The organism is Cohnella massiliensis (assembly GCF_900169535.1).
GTDB lineage: Bacteria > Bacillota > Bacilli > Paenibacillales > Paenibacillaceae > Cohnella > Cohnella algarum.
The window spans coordinates 847,466-872,943 of sequence record NZ_LT821259.1 but is presented as its reverse complement, the minus strand read 5'-3'; the positions used below and the strand labels follow the sequence as shown (position 1 = coordinate 872,943).

Here is a 25,478-nt window from a genome sequence, read left to right as displayed (position 1 = left end):
TCATCATGACTCAAATGGATCGTTGGCGTACGTGCGGAGGGGGCGAGATGGGCAATATTTACTCAAGTGCGTGCGGCTGCATGCGTTTGGCGAGGCGAGATGAGTCATCACGACTCAAATGGATGGTTGGCGCGCGTGCGGAGGAAGCGAGATGGCTAAATGCTCTCTTCGTTGAACGAAACAAGGCACGGCCGTCTGCACCCCTGTGCAATCCGGCCGTGCCTTCCCTTGCAGAGAAAGCTTACGCTCCGTACGCTCAAACGCCCTGGCGGTCCCGAAGCAGCCGGACAAGCCCGTCCGCCGCTTTCCAGATGTCGCCCGCGCCCATCGTCAGCACCAGATCGCCCGGCGCGACGCGCGAAGCGAGCAAGTCCCGCGCCTCTTCCTTCGTCGGAACGTAGGAGACGTTGGCATTGCTGTTGCTCTCGATAAGCTCGACCAGCTTTTTCGAATGGATGCCTTCGATCCGCTTTTCGCCAGCCGGGGAGTAGATATCGGTAATGATCACCTCATCCGCGTCCTTGAACGCTCTGCTGAACGCGTCCAGCAGGAAAAACGTCCGCGAATAGCGCTGAGGCTGAAAAACGGCGATAATCCGTTTGCCCGTCGCTTTGGCTGCCAGAATCGTCGCTTCGATTTCCGTCGGATGGTGCGCGTAATCGTCGATCACGAGCACGCCGTCCACGTCTCCGAGCACCTGGAACCTGCGTTTGGCGCCGCGGAACTGCACGATGGCTTCCGCAATCCGCTCGAACGGCACGCCGGCCTCCAGGCAGACGGCCACCGTCGCCAGCGAGTTGTATACGTTGTGCCGTCCCGGAACCGACAATCGGATCGTGCCGAGATTTTGGCCGTCTTTAAGCACGCTGTAGCTCGCGCAGCGATCGCCGAGCTCGATATCGGCCGCCGAGTAATCGGCTTCCCGGTCGATTCCGTACGTAATCGTCCTCGACGAAGCCGGAACTTTCGGGAGAATCGACCGAACTTCGTCGTCGTCCGCGCAGACGACCGCGCAGCCGCCCGGCCGGACGTGGCCGAGAAATTCGGTGTAAGCTTCCTTAAGCTTGCCGAAGTCGCCGTCGTAATTTTCCAAATGATCGGCCTCGATGTTGGTCACGACCGCGATCGCCGGACGATACTGCAAAAACGAGCCGTCGCTTTCATCGGCTTCCGCGACGACGTAATCGCCCTTGCCGGCTTTGGCGTTCGTGCCGACGTTGACGATTTCGCCGCCGATAATGTACGTCGGGTCCAGGCCGCACGTCTCCATGACGAGGGCGATCATCGAAGAGGTCGTCGTTTTCCCGTGCGCTCCCGCCACCGCCACGCCCTTGCGGTCGTTCAGCAGCCGGGCGAGCATTTGCGCGCGGTGCAGCGTCGGAATGTTGAGCGTTTCCGCCTCGACCCGCTCCACGTTGTCTTTGGGCAGCGCCGTCGAGTAGACGACCAGATTGGCGCCCCTGACGTATTCGGGCTGGTGCCCGATAAAAATTTGCGCCCCTTTGGCGGCAAGCTTCTCCGTCAACTCTTGCCTGGCGACGTCCGAACCCGTCACCTCATACCCCATTTCCAGCATGACCCTGGCTATGGCGCTCATCCCATAACCGCCGATCCCTATAAAATGAACGCGTTCTGCCGTTCGCAACGACGCTTCACCAGCCTTTTTCAGAATTCGTTTGATGGAGCAGCCACGAACGGACATCGGCGATCAAATACAGCGTACCGGTTACGACCGACAGCGTGCGATCGGGGCTGTCGTCGGCAAGCCGACGCAGCTTTTCCAAAGCGAGTTTCCAATCGGGTTCGACGATGACGGTTTCGGGTCCCGAGTCGCCGCTTTTTTTCAATCGCCCGGCTATTTCGGCCAAGTCCGCAGCCTTCATTTTTTTGTGGAAATCCGGCTCCGTAACGATGAGGGAATTCACCAATGGTAGTATATGCCGCAACGTCTGCTCGTGATTCTTGTTAGGCATCATCCCGATCACGACGTTCAATTTCTCGTGCGGATAGACGTCCCGCAAAGCGGCCGCCAGCGCCTCCATCCCTTCCGGGTTATGAGCGCCGTCCAGCAAAATGCGCGGCTGCCGCGACACCATTTCCAGCCGGCCGGGCCAGGACGTATTTCGCAGACCCGCGAGCAACTGGTCGTCGTCGACGATAACCGCGTAATATTGCCGCAGCACTTCCAGCGTCATCAACGCCACCGCCGCGTTCGTCTGCTGATGCGCGCCGTTCAGCGACACCGCCAGCTCGGAAAGGGAGCGGAACGGGCCATGGAACGCAAATCGCTGTTCGTTTTCCGAAACGGAGATCGTTTCGTAAGAGAACCGTTCGCCGAGCAAATAAAGCGTCGCTTGCTTGGCCGCAGCCGTCCGCCGGATCGTCTCGACAGCCTCGGGCTGGCTCGCCGCGGAAATGACCGGCACCCCCGCCTTGATAATGCCCGCTTTCTCGGCGGCGATTTCGGCAAGGCTGTCGCCGAGCAAATCCATATGATCGTGCCCGATGTTCGTAATGACGCTCGCGATCGGCGTCACCACGTTCGTCACGTCGAGGCGTCCGCCGAGGCCCGTTTCCCAGACGACGAAATCGGGAAACGAGACGGTTGCGTAGTACAGAATCGCCAGCGCGGTCGTTACTTCGAACATCGTCAGCGGGCCCCACTCGGTCTCGGCCATCCGGTCGGCGAGCGGCTTCAGCCGGTTGGCGAGCCGAAGCAGCACGTCGTCCGGAATGTCCTCGCCGTTATATTGAAATCGGTTGGAATACGACGTGATATACGGCGACGTGAACGTCCCGACGTCGTACCCCGCGCTCCGAAGCACGCTTGTCAAATAGGCGCAAACCGAGCCTTTCCCGTTCGTGCCCGCGACGTGGATGAATTTCAGGCGGCGGTGCGGATGTTCGAGCCACTCCAGCAGCCGGTTCATCCGGTCCAGGCCCGGCCTGATGCCGACCGTCGGCATCAAGCCCGTAATCCAGGCCACCGCCTCTCCGGCGGATTGAAACGCGCCTGTCGTCTCTAGGTTGTCTTCGTTTTCGCTGTTCATGAAACGTTCCTCCGTTAGCTCCGAAGCTCGGCGATCCGGGCGACCACCTTATCGCGCTTGGCTCGGTAATCCTCGCCTTTCGCCCGTTCCTGCTCGACGACGTGGGCCGGCGCCTTGGCGAGATAGCCTTCGTTGGCCAGCTTTTTCTCCACGCGTTCGACTTCCTTGTTCAGGTGGTCCAGTTCCTTCTCCAGGCGGGCGATTTCCTGGGCAATATCGATCAGGCCCGCCAGCGGGAAGTAGAGCTCGACCCCCGTCACGATCGCGGTCATCGCCTTGTCCGGAGGAGTAAGCCCGCCGTCGAGCGTCAGATTCGACGTATTGCAGAACCGGTGCAAATACGGCTCGTTCCGCCGCAATATTTCGCTTTCCGACTCGCCGGTCGGCTTGACGAGAAGCTCGATTTTTTTCCCGAGGGACACGTTCACTTCCGCCCTGACGTTGCGCACCGCGCGGATAACGTCCATGAGCAGGTTCATTTCGCGGACAGCCTCCGGCGCCTCGAAGCCCGCGTCGTAGACCGGCCATGTAGCCAGCGTGATCGTTTCGCCCGGCTCATGCGGCAAGTGCTGCCAGATTTCCTCCGAAATGTACGGCATGAAGGGATGCAGCAGCCGCAGCGTGCGGTCGAGCACATAGGCGAGCACCGATTGCGTGTTCCGCTTCGCGGCGGCATCCTGGCCGTACAGCGTCAGCTTCGCGAATTCGATATACCAATCGCACAGATCGTCCCACAGGAAGTTGTACAGCAGCCTTCCCGTCTCGCCGAATTCGTACGTTTCCATCAAGCGAGTAATGTCGCGCGCGGTTTCGTTGAACCGGTGGAGGATCCAGCGGTCGGCCGTCGACAGCTCGCCGGACAGGTCGATGTCTTCCGCGCGGAAACCTTCCAGGTTCATGAGCGCGAAGCGCGAAGCGTTCCAAATCTTGTTGGCGAAGTTTCGCGCCTGCTCGACCTTCTCGAGCCGGAAGCGCAAATCCTGTCCCGGCGTGCTTCCGGTCGAAATCATAAAGCGCATCGCATCGGCGCCGTACTGCTCGATGACCTCGATCGGGTCAACGCCGTTGCCGAGCGATTTGGACATTTTCCGGCCTTCCGCGTCGCGCACGAGACCGTGAATGAGCACGTCCTTGAACGGAATGGCATCGGTAAACTCCAGGGCGGTAAAAATCATCCGCGCGACCCAGAAGTAGATGATATCGTAGCCGGTTACGAGCACGTCGGTCGGGTAGTAGCGTTTGAAATCGTCGCTTTCGGCCGGCCAGCCGAGCGTCGAAAACGGCCACAGCGCCGAGCTGAACCACGTGTCGAGCACGTCCTCGTCCTGCTTCCAGACGCTGTCCGGCTTGTCCGCGCCTTCCGGCGCCTCCATGCCGACATGCATGTCGCCGGTTTCGGCGTTGTACCAGGCCGGAATGCGGTGCCCCCACCACAGCTGGCGGGAAATGCACCAATCTCGCACGTTCTCGATCCAGTGCAAGTAAATTTTCTCAAAGCGGTCCGGCACGAAGTTGACGCCTTGGCCCGACTTCTGGGATTCGATCGCCTTCTCCGCCAGCGGCTTCATCGCGACGAACCACTGCGTCGACAAGTACGGCTCGACGACGGCGCCCGAACGCTCGCTGTGGCCGACCTGGTGAACGTGGTCCTCGATTTGGACGCAGACGCCCTGCTCCTGCAAATCCTTGACGATTTGCTTGCGGCAATCGGCCCGGTCCATCCCCTGGTACGGACCGGCAAACTCGTTCATTCGGCCGCTTTCGTCCATGACCGTTATTTGGGGCAAATCGTGACGCTGGCCGACCTCGAAGTCGTTCGGATCGTGCGCCGGCGTAATCTTCACCGCTCCGCTGCCGAACTCCTTGTCGACGTATTCGTCGCCGACGATCGGAATTTCGCGGTTCACGATCGGGAGCCGCAGCATTTTGCCGATCAGGTGCTTGTAGCGCTCGTCTTCCGGGTGAACGGCGACGGCCGTGTCCCCCAGCATCGTCTCCGGCCGCGTCGTCGCCACCGTCAAATGGCCGCTTCCGTCCGCCAGCGGATAGCGGAGGTGATAAAGGTGCCCGTTGACCTCTTTATATTCGACTTCGATGTCGGACAAGGCGGTGCGAGCCGCCGGGTCCCAGTTGATAATCCGTTTCCCGCGGTAAATAAGCCCCTTCTCATAGAGACGGACGAACACTTCGCGCACCGCTTTCGACAGGCCCTCGTCCAGCGTGAAGCGCTCGCGCGAATAATCGAGGCTCAGGCCCATTTTGGCCCATTGGCTGCGGATCGTGTCGGCATACAGCTCTTTCCATTCCCACACTTTTTCCAAAAAGGCTTCTCGCCCGAGGTCGTACCGGCTTTTGCCTTCCTCGCGCAGCTTCTGCTCGACCTTCGTCTGCGTGGCGATGCCCGCGTGGTCGGTGCCCGGCAGCCACAACGCGTCAAAGCCCTGCATCCGCTTGAAACGGATCAGAATGTCCTGCAGCGTGAAGTCCAGAGCATGGCCGATATGCAGCATGCCCGTCACGTTCGGCGGCGGGATCACGATCGTGTATTTGGGAGCGTCGGGCCGCTTCCCCGCTTGGAAATACCCGCCGGCAAGCCAGGCTTCGTACCATTTTTGCTCGGCTAACTTCGGATCGTACGTCGTCGGCATTTCGACGGTCGTTTTTTCTTGGGACTCGCTCATCGTCGGACACAACCTCCATAAGGGACAAAAATACAAAAACCTCCCGTCGCAAAGGACGAAAGGTTCGCTTCCGTGGTACCACCTTCATTCCGCTCGGCCCACCGGCCGCTCGGCACTCAAGCGCATGTTAACGGCTGCCGCCGTCCCGTTCTACTGCGCGATCGTTCAAACGGGAGACTCCAGGGCGACTTCCGCAAGCTACCGTCCTGCGGCTCCCTTCCAGCGCTGCCGGATGCAGCGGGACCGCTCTCTGTAGGCGTAAACTGCGTACTCTTCCCTATCCTCGTCTTTATTTTCCTATCATACCCGTATGGACGTTTCCAGTCAATATGAGGGCAAACGCCCGAGAGTATCCATAGTTCCCGCTAATGCTCGCAGGGTTCGCCACTGTCCGCAAGTTTCTCTTTCACTCCGTTGGAATCATGAACTAAAGCATTCTGAAGAAAAAATGAAAACCGCCCCGCGGAACTCCCGATTCCGCGAAGCGGCCGAAATTACGGAATATGAATGACTTGGCCCTCGACGACATGAGGCTCGGCGAGCCGATTGTACAATTGCAGCTCTCTAGGCTGAACGTTGTACCTGACGGCGATCGCTTCGAGCGTATCTTCCCGCTGCACGATGCAAAGCTTCAATTTGCGGAACGATTGTTCCTCGCCGCCTTTGGACAGGAATAGCCGCGTCCACTCGATTTCGTCGCCCGCCTCCGGCGCTTTGGCCGAAAGGGACGGCTCATCCGCCGGCACGGAAACGGAAGCGGCCGGCTCCGGCTCGCGCTTGGACGCCTTTTCGCCCAACTGCGTCAACAGGCCGAGACCCGACGCATAGGAGGGCTCCGCGTTCGCCGAATCGGCCGACTTCGCCGTTAACGCGATTTTCGGCTCCCGCGGCTGCGGCGGATGAACCTCCGGCTGAAGGGCAATCGGTTCGGCCTGCGGTTCATTGGCTTGCGGTTCAGCTTGAGGTTCAGCCTGCAGTTCGGCCTGCAGTTGCAGTTCGGCATGCGGCTTGTGCTGCGGCTCGGGTTCCGCCGCGGAAACCGAGATCGGTTCGGACGACGGCTCAGGCTTCGCCTTGGAACCCGAAACCGGTTCCGGCTCTCCTTCCGGTTCCGGCTGAAGCTCCGTCCGGAAGCCTTCCCGATACGAGCCGCCGTCCTTCACGCCGGCGAAATCGAATCGATCGGGCGCCCCATAGAGCGCCGCATCCTCATCCCGGGCATCCGCGGCGTACGGAGAGTTCGGGTTCTCCCGTCCCGCGCGCCGCTCCGCCGCGTATTCCTTGTCCGCCCCCGCATCGTAAGTCGTCGAAGGTTCAAAAGGCGGCGATTGCGAATAATAAAAATTTTGCGGTTGAGCGAAAGCTTCCGCTTGGCCGTAATCCCGATCCGCCGAATCATCGGCCTGCGGCTGCCCCCAGGATTCCCCGATCGGCCCGGAGTCTTGCTCCCGGTAGGCATCTTTCCCCCCGAACGGGGAAATTTCCTCGCTCGACTCGCCATACGTCCGATCCCGGTACGGGGTCACGTCTCCGAACGCTTCCGGCGAGGCCTGCCGCTCGCGCGCGGCGACCGGAGCCTGGTGAACGACGGTAAACCCGTCTTCCCGCCATACGGGCGCCTGCGGAGCGGAAACTTGCAGCCCGCGCAGCGACAGCACGCCGGTGACGTTCAGCGAACGGATCGACAGCACGTCGACGTCGAAATTGTCGATCTCGACGGCAAGTTCGTCCTGGCTCTGCACCCGGCTGAGCGGCAGCGAGATTTCCACGGGAATCCAGTGCTCCAGCTGGCTGAGCGCGGAAGGCTCTTCCTGCGAGCGGTAAACGCCCGTCAGCAGCAAATGGCCTTTCAGCAGCACCTGATCCTCCTGGGATAGCGCCTGCATGTGGGGAACGAGTTCGATCTCTTCCAGCTGATCGATGGACGCCGCGTCTTCAGACAGTTGAATCCGTTCGTAAATATCGAATCGCAATCCGTTTAACGATTCCGTCACGACTTCAGTCCTCCTTTCGGGGTTAAAGCGCCCCGCAAAAGGACGGGGCCTGCACAGCTCATTAGTTATCTATATGCTGTCCGAAGTCGGGCATGCCTGCGGAAACGAAAAACAACACCCCGGCGCGCGGCAGCGAAGCCAAAACGCACGGGGTGTCGACGGATTTCAAAAAAAATTAAATTTTCGCCAGTGCCGCCGCGAACGCCTCGACGGTAAAATCGATATCCGCCTCGGTATGCGCGATGGAAAGGAACCAGCCTTCGAACTGCGAAGGGGGGATATTGACTCCCGCGTCAAGCAGCCGCGCGAATACGGCGCGAAACCGCTCCAGATCGGATCCTTTGGCCGCTTCGTAGTTGATGACGGTCTTGTCCGTAAAAAACGGGCAAACCATCGAGCCGACCCGATTGATCGTCAAGGCGACGCCGCGATCGGCCGCCGCTTGCTGCAAACCGTTTTGCAGACGGATCGCAAGCCGTTCCATGTACGCGTAGGACGCCTCGTTCAACAGCTTCAAGGTGGACAATCCCGCCGACATCGCGAGCGGATTGCCCGACAGCGTTCCGGCTTGGTAGATCGGCCCGACCGGCGCCATCTTTTCCATGATGTCGCGGCGGCCGCCGTACGCGCCGACCGGAAGCCCGCCGCCGATCACCTTGCCGAGACACGTCAAATCCGGCGTAATGCCGTACAGGCCCTGCGCGCAGTTCAGATGCACGCGGAAGCCGGTCATCACTTCGTCGAAAATAAGCAGCGCCCCGTATTTCGAAGTCACTTCGCGCAGGCCGGCAAGAAACCCCGGCAGCGGAGGGACGACGCCCATGTTGCCGGCGACCGGCTCCACGATGACCGCGGCGATCTCCTCGCCGAACTTCTCGAACGCGACCTTGACGGCATTCAGATCGTTATACGGCACCGTCACGGTATGGCTCGCCACGCTTTCCGGCACGCCGGGGCTGTCCGGCAGGCCGAGCGTCGCGACGCCCGAGCCGGCCTTGATCAGCAGGCTGTCGGCATGGCCGTGGTAGGAGCCTTCGAATTTCAAAATTTTGCTGCGTTGCGTGTAGCCTCTCGCCAGGCGCAGGGCGCTCATCGTCGCCTCGGTTCCGGAATTGACCATCCGAACGACCTCGACCGACGGCACCCGCTCGCACACGAGCTCCGCCATTTCCGTTTCCAGCTCGGTCGGAGCGCCGAAGCTCGTCCCCTTTTCCGCCGTCCGCTTGATCGCTTCGACGACTTCGGGATGCGCGTGGCCGGCGATCAGCGGCCCCCACGACAAGACGTAATCGACATACGCCTGTCCGTCGATATCGTAAATGCGGCTGCCTTCGCCGCGTTCGACGACGAGCGGCGTCAAACCGACCGATTTGAATGCCCGGACCGGGCTGTTGACGCCGCCCGGAATCGAGCGCTTGGCTCTTTCGAACGCTTGCTTCGAGCGCGAATCGGAGCGAATTCGACTATTTTCGGTCATTTTCGGCACATCCCCACTATCTGATTTGGAAAAGCCTGTGGTAAACTATTCAGGATATGATTGGATACTGACATTACGGAGGAACCCCGATGATCCAATGGATCAGAAACGTCGCCCTGTTCGACGGCCTTAGCGACAAGCAGCTCGAACATGTGTACAAAATCGCAAACAGCCGCAGTTACGCTCCGGGCACGGTGCTTTTTCACGAAAAAGAGCCCGGCTCCACGTTCTATATCGTGCTCAGCGGCTCGGTCAAATTGTTTACCCGCAGCTCTTCCGGCGAAGAGAAGGTGCTCACCGTCGCCGCGGCCGGCGACAGCTTCGGGGAGCTCGCCCTGCTGGACGGACGTCCCCGCTCGGCTTCCGCCCAGACGCTGGAGTCGACGCTGGTGCTCGAAATCTCTTATCACGATTTCATGGCGTTGCTGGAAGCTCATTTCGACATTACCCGAGGCATTTTGAGCGAGCTGTGCAACCGGCTGCGCGAGACGAACGAACACGTGAACGACTTGACGTTTCTCGACGGCCGGACCCGCGTCCTTAAAAATCTCATCCAGCTCGCCAACAAGCACGGAAAACGAGACGGCCTCCAAATTTCCATCCACGTGGCTCTCAATTTCGACGAGCTCGCCCAGAAGGCGGGCGTTACGAAAGCGCTGCTGTCCGACGTGCTGCGAGAGCTCGAAAGCAAAGGCGTGCTTTCGTTCGGCATCAACGAATACAAGCTGAACCTCTCCAAGCTCAAATCCTGATTCCCTGCCGGGCGGCCGGGAGAGCCGGGCCTTCCGGCTTACTCCCCCCGCAGCCAGCGGGCCGCGTCCTTCGCGTGGTACGTGATGATCATGTCCGCCCCCGCCCGCTTCATGCCGGTCAGCGTCTCCAGGACGATCGGCTTTTCGTCGATCCAGCCGTTTTGCGCGGCCGCCTTGACCATCGAATACTCCCCGCTGACATTGTAAACCGCGAGCGGCAAGTCGAACCGTTCCTTCAGAAGCTTCACGAGGTCCAGGTAAGCGAGGCCCGGCTTGACCATCAGCATGTCGGCTCCTTCGGCTGCGTCCGACTCGGCTTCCCGCAGCGCTTCCCGCGCGTTGGCCCAGTCCATCTGATACGATTTGCGGTCCCCGAACTGGGGCGCCGAGTCGGCGGCCTCGCGGAACGGACCGTAGTAGGCGGACGAATATTTGACGGCATACGACAAAATCGGAATATGGTCGAATCCCGCCCCATCGAGGCCTTGGCGAATCGCCGCGACGAACCCGTCCATCATATTGGACGGGGCGATGATGTCGGCCCCCGCCGCGGCCTGCGAAACCGCCGTGCGCACGAGCAGCTCCAAAGACGCGTCGTTGTCGACGAAGGCATGATTGCCGCCGTCATGGCGCAAAACGCCGCAATGCCCGTGATCGGTGAACTCGCAAAGGCACGTATCGGCGATGACGACAAGCTCGGGGGCGATTTGCTTGATTTTGCGCGTCGCAAGCTGTACGATGCCGTTTTCCTCGAACGCTCCCGTGCCGACGTCGTCTTTATGCGAAGGAATGCCGAATAGCAGGACGGCCTGAATGCCGAGTTCCTGGATTGAACGGATTTCTTCTTCGAGCCGGTCGACCGACCAGTGATAAACGCCCGGCATTGACGGAATTTCGTTTTTGACGTTTTCCCCGTGAATGACGAAAATCGGAGCGATCAGGTCGTGAACGTGCAAATGCGTCTCCCTGACCAGATTGCGCAGCGCTTCGGTGCGCCGCAACCGGCGGTGACGATGAATCGGAAAAGCCATAATGGACACGCCTCCTGCTAGTTGATGGTTCGGGACTGCTGAAGCAGCTCCCGTCTGCGGTCGACGATCGCTTGAACGAGCCCGTCGATCGTCGCTTCCTTTGGCGCGATCGTCACCTTAAGCCCCAGTCCCTCCGCCGTCATGGCGGTGACCGGGCCGATGCAGGCCGCTTCGACGCCTTCCAGCAGCGCGAGCGGGTCGTCGATGCCGGCTTGGAGCAGGGCGGCAAAAAGGTTGGTCACCGTCGACGAGCTCGTAAACGTCACGATATGAATGGCGCCCTCCCTCAGCAGTTCGGGCAGCAGCTCGTCCTGCACGACCGGCAAAACCGTTTCGTAAAGATCCAGCTCGACCGTTTCGATGCCCAGCGCCTTCAGCTCCTTCGGAAGCTGCTTGCGGGCCAGATCGCCGCGAGGAAGGAGCGCCTTTTGCCCGGAAACGAGCCTGCTCTTCAAGCTTTCGAGCAAATGCTCCGCCTGAAACTTTTCGGGCAGCACGTCCGCCACGATGCCCCGGGCTTGCAGCGCTTCGGCCGTTTTCGGGCCGACCGCGGCGAACGACGCCCGGTGGAATCTCCGGATATCGACCCGATTGGCCTCCAGCCAGCGGAAAAAAAACTCGACGCCGTTGACGCTCGTCAAAATGATCCAGTCGTAAGTTTCCGCTTCCGCAAGCGCCGCCCGGATCCGTTCGACCCTTCCCGGATCCTGCTGCGGCCGGGTTTCGATCGTCGGAAACTCGTACGCTTCCCCGCCCAGCTCGTCGATTTTGTCGGCGAGTTCGCTCGCCTGCGACCTCGCTCGCGTCACGAGAATCCGGCAGCCGAACAGCGGCTTGTCTTCGATCCAGCGCAGCGTCTCCCGTTGGCGGACGACTTCGCCCACGACGATAACGGCCGGCGGCTCGAAGTTCGCCTCGTTCACCTTCCGCTCGATATCCTCGAGCGTGCCGACTAGCGTCTCCTGTTCGGCCCGCGTTCCCCAGCGCACGAGCGCGACGGGCGTATCGGGCGAGCGTCCGTGCTTGATCAGCTGCTCGCTGATGTAGCCGATCTTGGCCACGCCCATCAGAAAAAGCAGCGTGCCGGTCGCGTTCGTCACTTTATCCCAATAAATCGAGCGGTCCAGCTTGTCCGGGCTCTCATGGCCGGTCACGATCGAAAACGAGGAAGCCAGATCGCGGTGCGTGACCGGAATGCCGGCATAGGCGGGCACCGCGATCGCGGACGTGATGCCGGGAACGATCTCGTAGGCGATCCCGTTCTGCTTCAGCAGCTCCGCCTCTTCGCCGACCCGGCCGAACACGGTCGGATCGCCGCCTTTCAGCCGGCAAACGGTTTTGCCCTCCAGCGCCAGCCTCACGAGCAGCCGGTTGATCTCTTCCTGCTTCATCGTGTGGCGGTCCGGCCGTTTGCCCACGTAAATTCGCTCGGCGTCGGCCCGCGCCTGCCCGAGCAATTGCGGTCCCGCGAGCCGATCGTAGACGATCGCGTCGGAGCGCCGCAGCGCTTCCAGCCCGCGCAACGTAATCAGCTTCGGATCGCCGGGGCCCGCTCCGACCAAGTAAACTTTCCCCACGCCCATCGTCCTATTCCCTCGCTTCCGCCAGCAGCTTGTCCGCTCCCCGTCCGATCAGCTGCCGCGCGACGTCGTCGCCGACCGCAAACGGGTCGGCGCCGTCCGCTTCGGCGCGCAGCAGAGTCGCGCCGTCGGGCGAAGCCACCATGCCCGTCATGCGGATGCGGGCATCCGGCAGGTCGGACTCGGCTTCCGCAAAGGCGCCGATCGGCACCTGGCAGCCGCCGTTCAGCCTGCCGAGAAAACGCCTCTCGGCCCGCACGGCGCGCTCCGTTCGCGGATCGTTCAGCCGCGACAGCAAGTTCAGCAGCGCCTCGTCGTCCCCGCGGCATTCGATCGCAAGCGCTCCCTGTCCGACGGCGGGCAGGCATTCGTCCGGCTCGACGTACGCCGTGATTCGCTCGCCCCAGCCCATCCGGCGCAGTCCCGCCGCGGCCAGCACGATCGCGTCGAGGCCTTCGGTTTCCAGCTTGCGCAGCCGGGTATCGATATTGCCGCGGAGCGACTCGATGCGCAGATCGGGCCGAAGGGCGGCCAGCTGCGCGGCGCGGCGCAAGCTGCTCGTGCCGACGCGCGCGCCCTGCGGCAGCGTGGCTACCGTATATCCGTGCAGATTGACGAGACAATCGCGCGGGTCTTCTCTCGGCGGCACGGCCCCGATGACGAGCCCCTCCGGCAGATCGAACGGCATATCCTTCATGCTGTGGATGGCGCAGTCGATTTCGCCGTCCAGCAGCGCCTGTTCGATCTCTTTGACGAACAAGCCCTTGCCCCCGACTTTGGAGAGCGTGACGTCCAGAATGCGGTCGCCCTTCGTGACGATCGGTTTGACTTCGAATTCGAAGTCAAGTCCGGACGCGGCGGATGCCGCTTTCAGAAGTTCGATGGTTTGTCCGGTTTGGGTCATGGCGAGCGCGCTTTGACGGCTGCCGACGATAATGGTGCGCATGGCGTCCTCCCGTTGCTTAGGCGATAAGTATTAGGTTTCGGATATCCGTTCAAGGTGGCGCAGCAGCGAAGCCGCGTCCGGTTCTTCTTCTCCGTCAGCGAAGCGCCGCCATAGCTCGAGCGCCTCGTCGCTGACGGCCGCCCGCAGCAGCCGGCGGCGCTCCGCCGCGTCTTCGACGGCGGATTTGACTTCGCCGCGGACCGTTCGCAAAAGCCGCGCGATTCCTTCATATTCCGCCCCGTAACGGGCTTCGAGCTCCTTCGCGATCCGCGACGACAGCGCGGGCCCGGCGCCGGTCGCGCTGACGGCCAGCACGAGATCCCCGCGGCGAACGACGGCGGGCGTCAAAAAATCCCCGCTTTCCCCGTCGCTCGCAACGTTTGCCGGGATTCCGCGCGCGCGGGCGTGCTCCGCGATCCACCGGTTCGTCTCCGGCCGATCCGTCGCCGCGAATACGAAATCCGCCTCGTCCAAATCCGCCGCTTCGACCGGCCGCTCGCAAGCTCGAATCGCGCCCGCGGCCGCCCATTCCCGCAGCTTCGGGGAAAGGGCCGGGCCGACGACCCGCACGTCGGCGGCGGCGTCGAGCAGGCCCGCGGTTTTTCGCTCCGCGACCGCCCCTCCCCCGGCGACGAGGCAGCGTTTGCCTTGCATGTTCAGCATGACCGGATACCACATGCCGGCTTTCCTCCGTCCGAACGCAAAATCGATTACCTCTCATCTTAGCCTATGACGTCGCCGGGAAGCAACGCGTTCCTCTTATTTATGAAACGAAGAGAACGAATTGACGAAAACACCGGCGATCAAAATCAAGTAGCCCGTCAAATTCCAAACGGCCGACCTGGGGGCGTCGTCGTGGCTCGCGCCTCTCGCGAACAAATAATAGGCATACACGCAAGAAGTCGCGACGGTCAATAGCACTTTCGCGTCGAGCAGCTGCGCGTACTCCCCTTGCTCCAGCAGCGCCGCAAGCCCGGTCGACAGGGAGAGCAGCAGCAGCGGAACGCCGAGCAGCACGGTGCGGAACGAATAGCGGTCGATCGCCTCCAGGCTCGGCATCCGGTTCATGACGTCGCCCCACTTTTTCTTTTTCAGCCTCCAGTGGAGAAACAGGTACATGCCGGCGAGAATGGCCGCAACCGTCAGTATCGCAAAGGACAGCGTGATGAGTCCGATATGCGCGTACAGCAGTCTTCTCGCCACTTCCCACGATTCGAGGGCGATTTTCCGGTGCGGGCGCTCCAGCAAATTCAAAAACAGCACCGCGAAGCCCGCTACGTTCACGAGCAGGACGAGCACCTCCGCCCTCACGAAGCGCAACAGCGCAAGCGAAAAGCTGACCAGCAGCCAGGAGATAAAAAAGACGAAATCCCTTAGCGCCACCTCGGCGGAAGCAAACCGGGTGACAAGCAGATCCAGCAGAAAGCCCGTCTGCAAAATCCATACGAAAACAAGCAGCCCTGTTCCTATCCGTTTCCCGTTCCGTTTGCCGTAGGCGGCATCCGATACGAAAAACAGCAAGCTCAGGGCGTAAATATACAATACGGCATCCGTTAACCAATCGTTTGTCAGCATGGGGGCATCGCCTCCCCGTTTCCATTCCGCTTCGGATCGATTGCGAACCGGCTGCTAACGCAGCGCTCCGGCCAATTGCGCCAGCAGCGAGGACGGATCCGCGTGCTTCTCCGGAGTTTTCGCTTCCGCCGCTTGGGCGGTAACGTCGAGACGCGCGCGCTCCTCCGCGTTCATTTCCTTCTGGATTCGGTCGACATCTTCCTCCAGATCGAACAGCTGGACGAACAAATTCATCGCGGCCTCGCCGCGCTTGTCCGCGGACATATCCTTGATCCGCAATATCGGATCGTGAATGACTTGATTCAGCATGCTCTTCGTCAGTTTGCGTATGACCTTGATTTGCCGGTCGTCCAGTTCCGGAAGCTTGCGCAGCAGGCTTTCGAACGTCGCCTGATGGATGGCGGCCGTCTTTTCCTGCAAGCCGCGAATGAGCGGCGTCACGCCGAGCGTCGCATACCAGTGAAGATATTCGTTCTCTTCCTCCGCGATCATCCGTTCGATGATGGCGGCTTCCTTTTGGCGTTTTGCCAGGTTCGTTTCGACGATGCCTTCCAGATCGTCGATATCGTACAAATAGACGTTCGCCATCTCTTCGCAGGACGGCTCGATATCCCGCGGCACGGCGATATCGATCAGGAACAGCGGCTTCTTCTTCCGCTTCTCCATCGCCCGCTCCACCGTCTTGCGCGTAAGGACGAACCGGTCCGCGCCGGTGCTGCTGATGACGATATCCGCTTCGTGCAGCCGGTCCAGGGCTTCGTTCATCTCCATCGCCTTGCCGTCGAACTTGGCCGCCAGCTCCCGGGCCCGTTCCAGCGTGCGGTTGACGACCCAAACTTCCTTTGCGCCGTTCGCGCTTAAATGCTTCGCCGTCAGCTCGCTCATTTTGCCGGCTCCGAGAATCATCACCCGCTTGTTGTCAAAGCGGCCGAAAATCCGTTTGCCGAGCTCTACCGCGGCATAGCTGACCGATACGGCGTTTTCCCCGATGGACGTTTCGGAGTGCGCGCGTTTTGCGAGGGTGACCGCCTGCTTGAACAGCTTGTTGAACAAAGTTCCGGTCGCTTTCTGCTCTTGCGCGAGCAGGAAAGCGTCCCTGACCTGGCCGAGAATCTGGGTTTCCCCGATGACCATCGAGTCCAGTCCGCAGGCGACCCGGAACAGATGCTCGATCGCCCTTTCGTCTTCGTGCATGTATAGATGATGGTTGAATTCCGCTCGCGGAATGTTGAACCATTGTTCCATAAAGGACCGGATATAATGACCGCACAGCGTATGGCGGTCCACGACCGCATACAGTTCCGTCCGGTTGCAGGTGGCGACGATGACGCCTTCCAGAATGCCCGTCGTCCGCTTGAGCGCCTGAAGCGCCGATGCGAGGTCTTGCTCCGATATGGCGAAACGTTCCCGCACTTCGACGGGAGCCGTACGATAGTTGAGACCGACCGCGATCAGATGCACGGATCATTCACCTGCCTTTCTGCCATATTCCCGATGAAAAAAAACCGGCGGAAAATCAAGTAGCTTCGAAATTCCGTAACCCATTATATCACAGTTAAACTGCCTGTTCGACAATATTTATGAACACTTTGCGAACGCGCTTTCCTTTTATTGTCGTCCAGTTCGGTTTGCGATATTCCCGATTTTTTCATGTTTTTCCGGGTGAAAATAGGAAAGCCATGGGGCACGCCCCATGGCGGATTAGCTTCATATCGCGTTTGCCGCGCCTTACACCAACTCGGCTTGCTTGATCGGCGCTTCTTCCACTTTCAGCTCGCCGAGACCGCGAACCAGTTTCTTGGCGAAGCAACGTTCCGGTTTGAGGACGCTGACCATGTAGTCGATCGCGAGCTGCGGATCGACCGTTTCGCCGCACGTATAGCAATCGATGGCCGCAAAGCCTCTTTCAGGATACGTGTGAATGGACAGGTGGCTCTCCGACAGCATCACGAGCACCGTCGCGCCTTGTGGTTCGAATTGTTTCGCTTGAACCGAGAGAACGGTGGCGCCGCAAGCTTCGGCCGCCTCGATCATGTGCGATTGCAAAAGTTCAACGTTGTTCAGGGCATCAAAGTCGACTCCCCAAGTGTCAACTGCAACGTGTCTTCCGAAAGTAGAGTATTCCATCTTCCGGTTCCCCCTTCCTAGGAATAAAATGTGAAGCTGATTTCATCCGCTAGGACCTACGTCATTCACTTCTCGAGGGTATTTGCATTCTCGCACGCAATCCATTCCTGAGTGAATCCTGGTTCCTATTGTGTTGTCAACGAAACTAAAAATACCATCTATTCGCCCTAATTGCAACTGTTTTTTTCTGCGGTCCGAAATCCCGTTCGAACGCTCGTCCCGCCGGCGGTCGCAACCGGGCGCAATCGGGCGCCACAAACGCCGGATCGCCAAAGAGCGGGTTTGAACTTTCAGCGTTTTTTTGCATATTGTAGAGGGGAAAAAGAAAAGCCCGCCGGCATCCGGCAGGCCTTGCGCCAACGCTGTTTGTGAAAGGAATCTATGCTTCGAGAGCGAACAAAACCTGGCTGTGATGCCTGAGTCTCTCGTCGATGTCGGAAATTTCGGCCAGGCCGGTCGCTTGATTGCGGCGGTCCAGAAGCTCGTTGACGGCTTGGCGAACGATGCGAATTTCCTCTTCGACCGTAAGCCGCTTGAACTGTTCTTCGAGCCAGCCGAGGGTATCGCGATGCTCGAACACCGTTTTCAATTCGTTGCCCTTGCACTCGACGATTCGGACGACCATGCCTTTCATGTAATGGTAGACCATCGTAAAACTCGAATAAATCCGATTGACGACCGCGTCTCCCTTAAAGGTCGATACCAGCTTCCGCAACGCATTGGTCAGTTTGGGCTTTACGACTTTGCAGGATAAAACGCAGGTGAATTTGCCATTGCTACGCTCAAAGGTCAGGCGGATCGTTTCGCCGCTGTCGCCGTCTTCAAGAACCACCTCGTGATTGCCGTTGTCCAGAACAAATACTTGCATTCGCAGCTGCTGCGCCTCGCACAAAGCAAAAAACACCGGCATCTCGGCTTCCGATAAGGTAAGGCTAGCGTTGACATACTCCGTGGCTACCCGTTGAGCCATAAAAATCTCCTCTATTCCGTTTTGTTACGAAGGTGTCTGACAATTTGCCTTAACCTAATTATACGCTATTCTTCCCTCCGTTTCCTCCCGCCGAAACGCGATTTCCCCTTGAATATCCGTAAAAACCGAGATAAAACGGAATTTGCGCAGCCTATTACCCGTTATCCTCGCTTTCCTGCGGGTCGTTCTGCGGATTTTCCGGGGAGTCTGCGACTAGATCTGCTTTTTGCTCGATCAGGCTCCATAATTCATCCCTTCCCATTCCCGTCTCCGAAGAAAACAGGATAAACGGGACGGACTTGGACAATTGCAAATGTTCGCGAATGATTTTCGTGTGTTTCGGCCAGGCGCTGCGATTCACTTTGTCCGCTTTCGTCGCCACGACGCAAAGCGGGATGCCGTAATGGGAGAGCCACTCCGCCATCGAGCAGTCCTGGGCCGACGGCGGATGGCGCAAATCGACGAGCAGGATGACGAGCCGGAGCGTTTCCCGCTCGCGCATATAGCGTTCGATCATGCGCCCCCACGCTTCGCGCTCCGTCTTGGACACTTTGGCATAACCGTAACCGGGCACGTCGACGAAATAAAGATCCCGATTGACGAGGTAGTAGTTCAGCTGCTGGGTTTTGCCGGGCTGCGAGCTCGTCCGCGCCAGGTTGCGGCGCAGCAGCATCCGGTTGATGAGCGAGGACTTGCCGACGTTGGAACGGCCTGCCAGAGCGATCTCCGGCAAGCCGTCCTCGGGATATTGCTTGGGCGAAACGGCGCTGATAATAAATTCGCTTGTTTTGATCTTCATTTGCTGGCTCTTCTCCGATCAGTGGGTGCCGATGGGCGGAATATCCTCCGCGTCGGGTTTCGTTGAAGCTCCGATCGCGGCGTTCTCCGCCACGAGGTTGTTCTCGTCCTCGGACGGATGCGGGCCCGGCGTATCCGAAAGCGCATGCTCCAGTACCTCGTCGATATGGGAGACCGGGATGAAGGTCATCGCTTCCTTCACGCTGTCCGGAATGTCCTTCAGATCGCGCTCGTTATCCTTCGGAAGGAGCACTTTTTGGATGCCGGCGCGGTGAGCGGCAAGGGACTTTTCCTTGAGGCCGCCGATCGGCAGCACCCGTCCGCGCAGCGTAATCTCGCCGGTCATCGCCACCTCGCGGTTGACGCGGCGCCCGGAAAGCGCCGAAACGAGCGCCGTCGCGATCGTAATGCCGGCCGAAGGACCGTCCTTCGGAATGGCGCCTTCCGGAATATGAATATGAATGTCGTTTTTCTCGTGGAATTGCGGGTCGATCCCCAGCTCCTCCGCCCGGCTCCGGGTGTAGCTGAACGCCGCCTGCGCCGATTCCTTCATGACGTCGCCCAATTGGCCCGTCAGCGTCAGCTTCCCGGTGCCCGGCATGACCGTCACCTCGATGACGAGCGTATCGCCGCCGACTTCGGTCCACGCCAGCCCCGTCACGGCGCCGATCTGATCTTCCTCCTCGGCCATTCCGTACCGGTATTTGGCCGGCCCGAGCCATTCCTTGAGCGTATCGGCATCGACCTCGATCGGCGCGGCCGAAGGATCGGCCACGATGCGCCTCGCCGCCTTGCGGCAGATCGAAGCGATTTGCTGCTCCAGGTTGCGGACGCCCGACTCGCGCGTGTAATCGCGGATCAGGCGAAGCATCGCTTCCGGCTCGATCGTCAATTGCTCCTCGCCGAGCCCGTGGTCCCGCTTCTGCTTCGGAAGCAAGTGGCGGCCGGCGATTTCCTGCTTCTCCAGCTCCGTGTAGCCGGGAATGTAGAGCACTTCCATCCGGTCCAGCAAAGGCCGCGGAATGTGGTGGACGGCGTTCGCCGTCGTGATGAACATGACGTTCGACAAATCGAACGGCAGCTCGATGTAATGGTCGCTGAACGTGGCGTTTTGCTCCGGATCGAGCACCTCGAGCATGGCCGAAGCGGGATCCCCGCGGAAATCCATCGCCATTTTATCGATTTCGTCGAGCAGAAACACCGGATTTTGCGTGCCGGCGGTGCGCATCCCCTGGATGATCCGGCCCGGCATCGCGCCGACGTAGGTGCGGCGGTGTCCGCGGATTTCCGCTTCGTCTCGAACGCCCCCGAGCGAAATGCGGACGAATTCGCGGCCGAGCGATTTCGCGATCGAGCGGCCGAGCGACGTTTTGCCGACGCCGGGAGGGCCGACCAGGCACAGGATCGGGCCTTTCAGCTTTTTGACGAGTTGCTGGACCGCCAAATACTCGAGCACCCGCTCCTTCGGCTTCTCGAGGCCGAAATGCTCCTCGTCGAGCAGCTCCTCCGCTTTGGCCAAATCGAGGTCGTCTTCGGTGCTCTTGCTCCACGGAAGCGCCAGCAGCCACTCGACATAAGTGCGGATAACGGCGCCTTCGGCCGACGAGGCGGGCATTTTCTCCAGGCGGTCGATTTCCTTCGCGACCCGGGCCGCGATTTTCTCCGGGAGCTCCGCCTCCTTCATCTGATTGCGAAGCTCCTCGGCTTCTCCCGCCCGGCCTTCCTTCTCGCCGAGCTCCTTCTGGATCGCCTTCATCTGCTCGCGAAGGTAATACTCCTTCTGGGTCTTCTCCATTTGCTTCTTGACTCGCTGGCTGATTTTCCGTTCGAGCTCGAGCACCTCGCGCTCGTTGTTCAGGAAATCGAGCAGCTTCTCGAGCCGCTCGCGCACGTCGACCGTTTCGAGAATTTCCTGTTTGTCCTTGATCTTGAGCGACAGATGGCTCGTGATGACGTCCGCGAGCCGCCCGGGCTCCTCGATGTCCGAGACCGCGGCCAGCGTCTCTGGGGTCACCTTTTTCGACAGATTGATGTAGTTCTCGAATTGGCTGAGCACGGCCCGCATGAGCGCGTCCAGCTCCGAATCCTCGGCGGGCGGCTCGTGCAGCTCGCGGGCCACGACTTCGTAAAAGCGGTCGTTCGGCAAATATTGCTCGATTTCCGCGCGGACGACGCCTTCGACGAGCACGCGTATCGTTCCGTTGGGGAGCTTGAGCATTTGCCGGACTTTCGCGATCGTGCCAACCCGGTATATATCTTCTTCAGTCGGCTCCTCGATGTTGATTTCCGACTGCGAGCAAAGCAAAATCATGTGATCGTCGACCATGCATTGTTCCAGCGCCTTGACCGACTTCTCGCGGCCTACGTCCAGATGGAGCACCATACTGGGGTAGACGAGAAGCCCGCGCAAGGGCAGCAGGGGCAGGGAACGGCTTCTGGATTTGTTCAAACCCATGTCCGGCACCTCCTGGGTTGTAGTGAACCGCTAAATTGAATACTCCGTCATTGTATCAAATGTTACCGCCCGCCGCAAAATGGACACAAAAACATCGCCGCCCCGATGAAGGTCGGCGATGCGCGACAGCGGCCGGAACCCGGTTATCCCGAAACCGGCCTCGAGATCGATCCGGACGGCGGAACGTGTCCTTCCCTTTGGCTCTGCGGGCGCGGCGATTCCGGATGGACGGGGTTCGCGTGCAGCACCGAAACGGGCGCGGCGGCAAAAGGCGTTTCGGCGGCGACCAGGCGATCCGCCGCCTCCGTTTCGTCCGCGGCGGACGGCCGCTCGCCGAACACGCGCGAGAACACCTCGTCGACCGTTTCGACCGGGACGACGGCGACGCCTTGCAGGCCCTCGAAGATCGCCTGCCAGTTCTCCTTCGGAATGAGCACCGTTTCCGCCCCGGCCTGCAGCGCGGCCTCCACCTTGGCGATGACGCCCCCGACGGGCTTGACGCGGCCGTGGATGCTGACCTCGCCGGTCATCGCCAGCTTGTTGTCGACCGGCCGGTTCAACATGGCGGATGCGATGGCGACCATCATCGCCACTCCCGCCGACGGCCCGTCGACCGGCGTGCCGCCCGGGAAATTGATATGCAGGTCGAAATTTTCCGGCTTCAGGCCGAGCCGCCTCAGCACGGTAAACGCATTTTCGACCGAGCCTTTGGCCATGCTTTTGCGGCGCAGCGTGCGCGCGCCTCCGCCCAGCTCTTCCTCGTCCACGACGCCGGTAATCGTAAACTGCCCTTTGCCGGGCGCCGCGGGAATCGCCGTCACCTCGATTTCCAGCAGCGCGCCCATGCTGGGGCCGTACACGGCCAGCCCGTTGACCAGCCCGACTTGCGGCTGCCCCGGAATTTTGCGGTCCGGACGCGGCGGCAGCTGGCTGCTGTTGACGACCCATTCCACGTCGGCCGCGGAAATGCTGTCGCGGCTTTCCGAGAGCGCAAGCCCGGCCGCCAGCTGAATGATGTTGACGGCTTCGCGGCCGTTCGTCGCATACTGCTTGACGACCCCGACCGCTTCGGGCTGCGGCGGAAACCCGATTTTGGCGATCGCGTTCTCGGCGATCTGGCCGATTTCGTCGGGAAGCAGCGGCCGGAAATAAATTTCCATGCAGCGGCTTCTCAGCGCCGGCGGCAGTTCGTTCGGCGAGCGCGTCGTCGCCCCGACGAGGCGGAAATCGGCGGGCAGGCCGTTTTGAAAAATGTCGTGAATGTACAGCGGGATGTTCGGGTCCTCCGCATGGTAGTACGCGCTCTCCAGAAACACTTTGCGGTCCTCGAGCACCTTGAGCAGCTTGTTCAGCTGCACCGGATGAAGCTCTCCGATCTCGTCGATGAACAAGATGCCCCCGTGCGCCTTCGTCACCGCGCCGGGCTTCGGCTGAGGAATGCCGGCCACTCCCATCGCTCCCGCGCCCTGGTAGATCGGGTCGTGAACCGAGCCGATCAGCGGATCGGCGATGCCGCGCTCGTCAAATCGCGCGGTCGTCGCGTCGATCTCGGTAAACTTGGCGTCTAGCCGGAACGGGGAGGACGGGTTTTTTTTCGCTTCCTCCAGCACGACGCGGGCGGCGGCCGTTTTGCCGACTCCCGGCGGCCCGTAGACGATGACGTGCTGCGGGTTGCCGCTGCACAGAGCGGCTTTGAGCGCCCTGAGGCCTTCCTTCTGGCCGACGATATCGGCCATCGACACCGGCCGCGTCTTCTCCGCGAGCGGCTTCGTCAGCGTAACCGATCGCAGCTTGCGCAGTTTGTCCATCTCTTTGCGGGACTCGCGGTCGACCGCCGTCCGGTTGCTCTTCTGATTGCGCAGCAGATTCCAGAAATAGATGCCGATCACGATGGCGAAAAATACTTGAACGAGCATTAAAACCGAGCTTAACGTCATATGCTCCCTTCCTCTCCGTCCGAACCTAGCCTTTTGGACAACGTATTAAAGGCTTATACTGGATAGTATTGCCCGGTTTGCCTTCGGCGTAGTCATCCGAAATCGGAAAGTTGCAGGGCCCTATGCGTTTCCGAACCCCGCGGCCAGAGTCGCCCCCAAAAAAACGATTTGCAAAACCGTCCGTGGAAAAACCGGCATGACCGGCTTGCCCGCGAGCTTGAGCCTGTTGCGGGCTGCGTAGACGTTGGCCGGGAACATCGCCACGAGTAGTTGTTTTCGTTCAGACTTTTTTAAAAACCATCAAATATAAAATGACGACCGGCAGCAGCGTCGCCGCGATGCCGAAAACGGCCCAGCAGCGGGACGCCTTCCGATAGGCCGGGGTAACGGCGCCTTCGCGCAGCGCTTCCGCGCTCGCGCGAATCATCTTTTTTTGCAGCGGAATGAGCGCCACGAGCCAGATGATGCCGGTAAGCGCGAACAGCAGCAGCGAAAACGTCAGCCAATTCAAGCCTGCAAGCGAATAACCTCCCCGTTCGGCCATCAGCGCTCCCGACACGACGAGCAGCGCGAGACCCGGAATCGTGAAGGCGTAATCCGCCAGCATCACGTTCCTTGCCGTCAGATGGATCGCGCGCACATCTCCGCTCGCGTCCGCCCTCACCTTCCAAAAAGCCGCGGTCACGATATTTCCGACGAACAGAATCGCGCCGAGCACATGCAAAAACAAATAAACGTTCATCCTTGTCGTTCTCCTTTCGTCTGGCCGGGCTGCAGCACCGAGCGAATGAACGCCGCGACATCCTCCGGCGCGAGGACTCCTTCTTTCGTCGGGAGTCCGCTGCGCATGCGAAGGCCGTTCGACAGCAGCACGAACGTTTCCGCGGCGCGCCGGGCGTCGATCGAAGCCGGAATGACGCCGTGGCTTTGTCCGGCTTCGATCCACGAGACGGACGTTCGAACGGTTTTATCGTAAAACCGAGCGACCAATTCCCCGACTTCCGGCTCGTCGCTGCGGCCGAGCAAATAACGGAAAATCCGGTTGGCGACGTTGTTCTCCGCGACGGCCGGCAAGCCGCTCGCGATTTCGCCCATCGGTCCTTCGAACGTCGGTCCGCCTTTCTCGATCGCCTCGCGAAACCGACGGTCCGTTTCGGCCATCTGCTGCTCCAGCACCATCGACAGCAGCTCGTCCTTGCTTTTGACGTAGTGGAAAATCGCGCCCTTGGACAGTCCCGAATGCCGCATGATTTCGCTCATCGTCGTCTTGACGCAGCCTTTCTCCTCCACCAGCCGGCTGGTCGTGTCCAGCAGAAGCCGGAGCGTCTGCTCCCGTTTCCATTCCCTTTTCATGCCCTTCCTCCCCCGGTTCAGCTTGCAAATGAAACCTCGCTCGATTCCCCTCCAATGTTTGCCAAACGCCTTTGACACCGATATAATAACAGACCGATGGTCGGTTTGTAAACAGACAAAAAAACACCCTGCGGAAAATTTCCGCAAGGCGCTGTGCGCTGCAAAAAAATGAAGCGACGGCTTCAAGCGGACGGCGGCAACGGCGTGTCCGTCGCTTTGCCCAGACCTTGGCCGTACGTTTCGTCGACAAAGCGGCGGATTTCGGCATCCGCGGCGCCCTCGCTCTTCAGCTTGGCGGCCTGGAGCGCGATTTGCTGGCAAACGCCGCAGCGCGTGCCGTGATCGTCCCACAGGACGGTCCCGTCCTCCCGGACGGCTGCGATAAAGCAGTCGAGATTGCTCTTATGGCCCGCGCTCTCGCCGCAGCCGCAATAACACGGCATATATTGCAGCGTATCCCGAAGCTTCGCGGCGGCCGTATAAGAAAGCTTCACCTGCGCGCCCTGCCCGTCCAGAAAAGACGGCATGTCCGCCAGGGAGGCGGTTTCCTCCCGCAAATCGCCGTTCTCCGTCTTCGCGGCATGCTCCGCATGGTCATGTTCGCTCGCCGGGGCCGAGCCCTGCGATTCGCCGCCGCCCCCGCATGCGGCCAGCAGCAGGGCAAAAACTCCCGCCATCAGCAGCGCGTACAGCGGGAGCGCGCGTTTGCCGGCCTTGAATGCATCTTCCGTCGACCGATTCGTCATGGCCGC

General features: G+C 60.4%; 20 protein-coding genes and 1 other annotated feature. Of the genes, 1 reads left to right on the top strand and 19 read right to left on the bottom strand.

What is annotated here, in order from left to right:
* Positions 1-256 precede the first annotated feature (256 nt).
* From murC to hemL, 5 genes are all read right to left on the bottom strand, one after another.
* Positions 257-1,702 (bottom strand): UDP-N-acetylmuramate--L-alanine ligase, encoded by a 1,446-nt coding sequence (murC, locus tag B7E11_RS17770; protein ID WP_080837002.1) that lies wholly within the window; start codon positions 1,700-1,702, stop codon positions 257-259.
* Positions 1,653-3,050 carry a bifunctional folylpolyglutamate synthase/dihydrofolate synthase gene (locus B7E11_RS17765; protein ID WP_080840875.1) on the bottom strand — a complete coding sequence of 466 codons (1,398 nt, stop codon included), beginning with the start codon at positions 3,048-3,050 and terminating at the stop codon, positions 1,653-1,655. The genes murC and B7E11_RS17765 overlap by 50 nt, the downstream gene beginning before the upstream one ends.
* 14 nt (positions 3,051-3,064) lie before the next feature.
* Positions 3,065-5,731 carry a valine--tRNA ligase gene (locus B7E11_RS17760; protein ID WP_080837000.1) on the bottom strand — a complete coding sequence of 889 codons (2,667 nt, stop codon included), beginning with the start codon at positions 5,729-5,731 and terminating at the stop codon, positions 3,065-3,067.
* Positions 5,732-5,779: 48 nt separating this feature from the next.
* Positions 5,780-6,024, bottom strand: a binding site (T-box leader).
* A gap of 201 nt (positions 6,025-6,225) precedes the next feature.
* Positions 6,226-7,725: a LysM peptidoglycan-binding domain-containing protein gene (locus B7E11_RS17755; RefSeq protein WP_080836998.1), complete on the bottom strand. Its 1,500-nt coding sequence runs from the start codon at positions 7,723-7,725 to the stop codon at positions 6,226-6,228.
* Between the two features lie 175 nt (positions 7,726-7,900).
* Positions 7,901-9,202, bottom strand: coding sequence for a glutamate-1-semialdehyde 2,1-aminomutase (gene hemL, locus B7E11_RS17750; RefSeq protein WP_080836996.1), 1,302 nt, complete (start codon positions 9,200-9,202; stop codon positions 7,901-7,903).
* A gap of 89 nt (positions 9,203-9,291) precedes the next feature.
* Here hemL and B7E11_RS17745 point away from each other — a divergent pair, with 89 nt between their 5' ends.
* Positions 9,292-9,954 carry a Crp/Fnr family transcriptional regulator gene (locus B7E11_RS17745; protein WP_080836994.1) on the top strand — a complete coding sequence of 221 codons (663 nt, stop codon included), beginning with the start codon at positions 9,292-9,294 and terminating at the stop codon, positions 9,952-9,954.
* Between the two features lie 38 nt (positions 9,955-9,992).
* Here B7E11_RS17745 and hemB read toward each other — a convergent pair whose 3' ends face one another.
* From hemB to B7E11_RS17675, 14 genes are all read right to left on the bottom strand, one after another.
* Entirely contained in the window at positions 9,993-10,985 is a 993-nt protein-coding gene (gene hemB / locus B7E11_RS17740; protein WP_080836993.1) for a porphobilinogen synthase, read from the bottom strand.
* A gap of 17 nt (positions 10,986-11,002) precedes the next feature.
* Positions 11,003-12,568, bottom strand: coding sequence for a uroporphyrinogen-III C-methyltransferase (gene cobA / locus B7E11_RS17735; RefSeq protein WP_080836991.1), 1,566 nt, complete (start codon positions 12,566-12,568; stop codon positions 11,003-11,005).
* Between the two features lie 4 nt (positions 12,569-12,572).
* Positions 12,573-13,511, bottom strand: a complete 939-nt coding sequence (gene hemC, locus B7E11_RS17730; RefSeq protein WP_080836990.1) for a hydroxymethylbilane synthase — start codon at positions 13,509-13,511, stop codon at positions 12,573-12,575.
* A gap of 30 nt (positions 13,512-13,541) precedes the next feature.
* Positions 13,542-14,189 carry a precorrin-2 dehydrogenase/sirohydrochlorin ferrochelatase family protein gene (locus tag B7E11_RS17725; RefSeq protein WP_080836988.1) on the bottom strand — a complete coding sequence of 216 codons (648 nt, stop codon included), beginning with the start codon at positions 14,187-14,189 and terminating at the stop codon, positions 13,542-13,544.
* Positions 14,190-14,270: 81 nt separating this feature from the next.
* On the bottom strand, positions 14,271-15,086 hold the full coding sequence (gene ccsA / locus B7E11_RS17720; RefSeq protein WP_080836986.1) for a cytochrome c biogenesis protein CcsA: 816 nt from the start codon (positions 15,084-15,086) through the stop codon (positions 14,271-14,273).
* Between the two features lie 54 nt (positions 15,087-15,140).
* A complete protein-coding gene (gene hemA, locus B7E11_RS17715) occupies positions 15,141-16,547 on the bottom strand; it encodes a glutamyl-tRNA reductase (RefSeq protein WP_080836983.1) in 1,407 nt (468 codons plus the stop codon).
* 267 nt (positions 16,548-16,814) lie between these two features.
* A complete protein-coding gene (gene speD / locus B7E11_RS17710) occupies positions 16,815-17,213 on the bottom strand; it encodes an adenosylmethionine decarboxylase (RefSeq protein ID WP_080836981.1) in 399 nt (132 codons plus the stop codon).
* Between the two features lie 379 nt (positions 17,214-17,592).
* Positions 17,593-18,183 carry a non-ribosomal peptide synthetase module gene (locus B7E11_RS17705; protein ID WP_080836979.1) on the bottom strand — a complete coding sequence of 197 codons (591 nt, stop codon included), beginning with the start codon at positions 18,181-18,183 and terminating at the stop codon, positions 17,593-17,595.
* Positions 18,184-18,337: 154 nt separating this feature from the next.
* Positions 18,338-18,982: a ribosome biogenesis GTP-binding protein YihA/YsxC gene (yihA, locus tag B7E11_RS17700; protein WP_080836977.1), complete on the bottom strand. Its 645-nt coding sequence runs from the start codon at positions 18,980-18,982 to the stop codon at positions 18,338-18,340.
* Positions 18,983-19,000: 18 nt separating this feature from the next.
* The gene (lon, locus tag B7E11_RS17695; RefSeq protein ID WP_080836975.1) at positions 19,001-21,436 is read right to left on the bottom strand and encodes an endopeptidase La; all 2,436 of its coding nucleotides are present in this window, start codon (positions 21,434-21,436) and stop codon (positions 19,001-19,003) included.
* 143 nt (positions 21,437-21,579) lie between these two features.
* On the bottom strand, positions 21,580-23,373 hold the full coding sequence (gene lonB, locus B7E11_RS17690) for an ATP-dependent protease LonB (protein ID WP_080836973.1): 1,794 nt from the start codon (positions 23,371-23,373) through the stop codon (positions 21,580-21,582).
* A gap of 280 nt (positions 23,374-23,653) precedes the next feature.
* Positions 23,654-24,115, bottom strand: a complete 462-nt coding sequence (locus B7E11_RS17685; protein WP_080836972.1) for a DUF2269 family protein — start codon at positions 24,113-24,115, stop codon at positions 23,654-23,656.
* Positions 24,112-24,726, bottom strand: a complete 615-nt coding sequence (locus B7E11_RS17680; RefSeq protein ID WP_080836970.1) for a TetR/AcrR family transcriptional regulator — start codon at positions 24,724-24,726, stop codon at positions 24,112-24,114. The genes B7E11_RS17685 and B7E11_RS17680 overlap by 4 nt, the downstream gene beginning before the upstream one ends.
* A 182-nt stretch (positions 24,727-24,908) precedes the next feature.
* The gene (locus B7E11_RS17675) at positions 24,909-25,472 is read right to left on the bottom strand and encodes a PCYCGC motif-containing (lipo)protein (protein WP_080836967.1); all 564 of its coding nucleotides are present in this window, start codon (positions 25,470-25,472) and stop codon (positions 24,909-24,911) included.
* Between the last annotated feature and the right edge of the window lie 6 nt (positions 25,473-25,478).

What these genes read in the sequence shown, in the direction of transcription:
- murC (WP_080837002.1), bottom strand. Translation starts at nt 1,702, where the DNA reads ATGTCCGTTCGTGGCTGCTCCATCAAACGAATTCTGAAAAAGGCTGGT.
- B7E11_RS17765 (WP_080840875.1), bottom strand. Translation starts at nt 3,050, where the DNA reads ATGAACAGCGAAAACGAAGACAACCTAGAGACGACAGGCGCGTTTCAA.
- B7E11_RS17760 (WP_080837000.1), bottom strand. Translation starts at nt 5,731, where the DNA reads ATGAGCGAGTCCCAAGAAAAAACGACCGTCGAAATGCCGACGACGTAC.
- hemL (WP_080836996.1), bottom strand. Translation starts at nt 9,202, where the DNA reads ATGACCGAAAATAGTCGAATTCGCTCCGATTCGCGCTCGAAGCAAGCG.
- B7E11_RS17745 (WP_080836994.1), top strand. Translation starts at nt 9,292, where the DNA reads ATGATCCAATGGATCAGAAACGTCGCCCTGTTCGACGGCCTTAGCGAC.
- hemB (WP_080836993.1), bottom strand. Translation starts at nt 10,985, where the DNA reads ATGGCTTTTCCGATTCATCGTCACCGCCGGTTGCGGCGCACCGAAGCG.
- cobA (WP_080836991.1), bottom strand. Translation starts at nt 12,568, where the DNA reads ATGGGCGTGGGGAAAGTTTACTTGGTCGGAGCGGGCCCCGGCGATCCG.
- hemC (WP_080836990.1), bottom strand. Translation starts at nt 13,511, where the DNA reads ATGCGCACCATTATCGTCGGCAGCCGTCAAAGCGCGCTCGCCATGACC.
- B7E11_RS17725 (WP_080836988.1), bottom strand. Translation starts at nt 14,189, where the DNA reads ATGTGGTATCCGGTCATGCTGAACATGCAAGGCAAACGCTGCCTCGTC.
- ccsA (WP_080836986.1), bottom strand. Translation starts at nt 15,086, where the DNA reads ATGCTGACAAACGATTGGTTAACGGATGCCGTATTGTATATTTACGCC.
- speD (WP_080836981.1), bottom strand. Translation starts at nt 17,213, where the DNA reads ATGGAATACTCTACTTTCGGAAGACACGTTGCAGTTGACACTTGGGGA.
- B7E11_RS17705 (WP_080836979.1), bottom strand. Translation starts at nt 18,183, where the DNA reads ATGGCTCAACGGGTAGCCACGGAGTATGTCAACGCTAGCCTTACCTTA.
- yihA (WP_080836977.1), bottom strand. Translation starts at nt 18,982, where the DNA reads ATGAAGATCAAAACAAGCGAATTTATTATCAGCGCCGTTTCGCCCAAG.
- lon (WP_080836975.1), bottom strand. Translation starts at nt 21,436, where the DNA reads ATGGGTTTGAACAAATCCAGAAGCCGTTCCCTGCCCCTGCTGCCCTTG.
- lonB (WP_080836973.1), bottom strand. Translation starts at nt 23,373, where the DNA reads ATGACGTTAAGCTCGGTTTTAATGCTCGTTCAAGTATTTTTCGCCATC.
- B7E11_RS17685 (WP_080836972.1), bottom strand. Translation starts at nt 24,115, where the DNA reads ATGAACGTTTATTTGTTTTTGCATGTGCTCGGCGCGATTCTGTTCGTC.
- B7E11_RS17680 (WP_080836970.1), bottom strand. Translation starts at nt 24,726, where the DNA reads ATGAAAAGGGAATGGAAACGGGAGCAGACGCTCCGGCTTCTGCTGGAC.
- B7E11_RS17675 (WP_080836967.1), bottom strand. Translation starts at nt 25,472, where the DNA reads ATGACGAATCGGTCGACGGAAGATGCATTCAAGGCCGGCAAACGCGCG.